Annotated in this window: 2 protein-coding genes; both read right to left on the minus strand. The window is 46.3% G+C overall.

The genetic code is table 11. The features are described from left to right. Window positions 1-950 (minus strand): NAD-dependent epimerase (locus tag AC1DUO_RS24525; protein ID WP_477989213.1); only part of this gene is annotated, 950 nt, incomplete at its 3' end. A 9-nt stretch (window positions 951-959) separates the two neighbouring features. Next, window positions 960-1,874, minus strand: a 915-nt coding sequence (locus AC1DUO_RS24530; protein ID WP_477989215.1) for a UDP-glucose dehydrogenase family protein, incomplete at its 5' end; no start/stop codon positions are given.

The following is a 1,874-nucleotide window of genomic DNA, read 5'->3' on the forward strand; positions in this document are numbered from 1 at the left end:
GGTGTCTCAGGCTTGAAGTCAATCGCCTTAGCCAGCGGTGATGTGTCTGCGCTGGTCTCGTGTACATCGCCTGGCTGCATTGGCAGCATATTCTTACCCGCAACCATTCCCAACGCCTTCTCCAGCGCACTGATATACGTCATCAGTTTCACGGGGTTGCTGTTGCCAATATTATAAACACTATAAGGTGCAGAACTGCTGGCAGGAGAGCCACCTTCTACAGTCCAGTCCGGATCAGATTGTGGAATAACATCCTGTAAACGAACAATGGCTTCGGCGATATCATCGATATAAGTAAAATCACGACGCATTTCGCCATGGTTATAAACATCGATATTCTGCCCGGCAAGTATTGCTTTGGTGAACTTAAACAATGCCATGTCCGGGCGTCCCCACGGGCCATATACGGTGAAGAAACGTAATCCGGTCGTAGGGATCTTATAAAGATGTGAATAAGTGTGAGCCATTAATTCATTAGCCTTTTTCGTTGCGGCATACAGCGAAACAGGATGATCCACAGAATCATCCGTTGAAAAAGGCTGTTTTTTGTTCAGTCCATAAACTGAACTGGAAGAGGCATAAAGCAAATGTCCGACTTTATTATGACGACAACCTTCCAGAACATTAACAAATCCTATGAGGTTGGCATCCGCATAAGCCAGAGGATTTTCGATTGAATATCGGACACCCGCCTGCGCGGCTAAATGGATAACCCGTTCAAAACGCTGTTCCGCAAACAATGCGGCCATACCCTCACGATCAGCTAAATCCAGCTTAATAAATTCAAAGCCGACTTTATTTTCCAGCTGAGCAAGGCGGGCAAGTTTCAGATTGACGTCATAGTAGTCATTCAGATTATCAATGCCGATAACGGAATGACCCGCAGCCAACAAACGTTGTGACACATAGAACCCAATAAAGCCCGCTGCGCCAGTGACCAGATATTTCATGAAAACTCCTTACAGAACCGGATTGATTGATGCGCCACGACCTATGCCGTAGTAAGTAAATCCGCGTTTCTCCAAACGTTCAGGATCGAATAAATTACGACCATCAAAGATAACCGGCTCTTTTAATGCTTTTTTGATCACATCAAAATCAGGGGCACGGAAATTCTGCCACTCCGTACAAATAATCAACGCATCAGCATTGTGCAATGCCGCTTCTTTGGTGCCCATCAATTCCAGATCATCACGGTGACCATAGATCCGCTGCGTTTCATTCATCGCTTCAGGATCATAGGCTTTGATTTTCGCGCCTGCAGCCCAGAGTTGTTCCATTAATACGCGACTCGATGCTTCACGCATATCATCGGTATTAGGCTTAAATGACAGCCCCCACAGTGCAAAGGTTTTCCCTTTCAGGTCATCGCCAAAATGGCGCTGAATGAAAGCAGGCAATTTATATTTTTGCTGGTAATTGACCTGTTCTACCGCCTGCAACAATTTAGGCTGATAGCCAATATGCTCAGCAGTACGGATCAACGCCTGGACGTCTTTAGGGAAACACGAACCGCCGTAGCCGCAGCCAGGGTAGATAAAGTGGTAGCCAATGCGTGAATCAGAACCGATACCCTGGCGGACTTTCTCGATATCCGCACCGAGCATTTCTGCCAGATTAGACATTTCATTCATGAAACTGATTTTGGTCGCCAGCATACAGTTAGCGGCATATTTGGTCAGCTCTGCACTGCGGATATCCATCAGGATCATACGATCGTGATTACGATTGAAAGGTTCGTAAAGTTCACGGATCGGATCAATAGCATCCGGGTTATCAGTACCGATGACAATACGTTCAGGTCGCATACAGTCTGCGACTGCTGCACCTTCTTTGAGGAATTCAGGGTTTGATACCACATCAAAGTTGATATC

Source organism: Rahnella sp. P4_A8 (assembly GCF_056402435.1).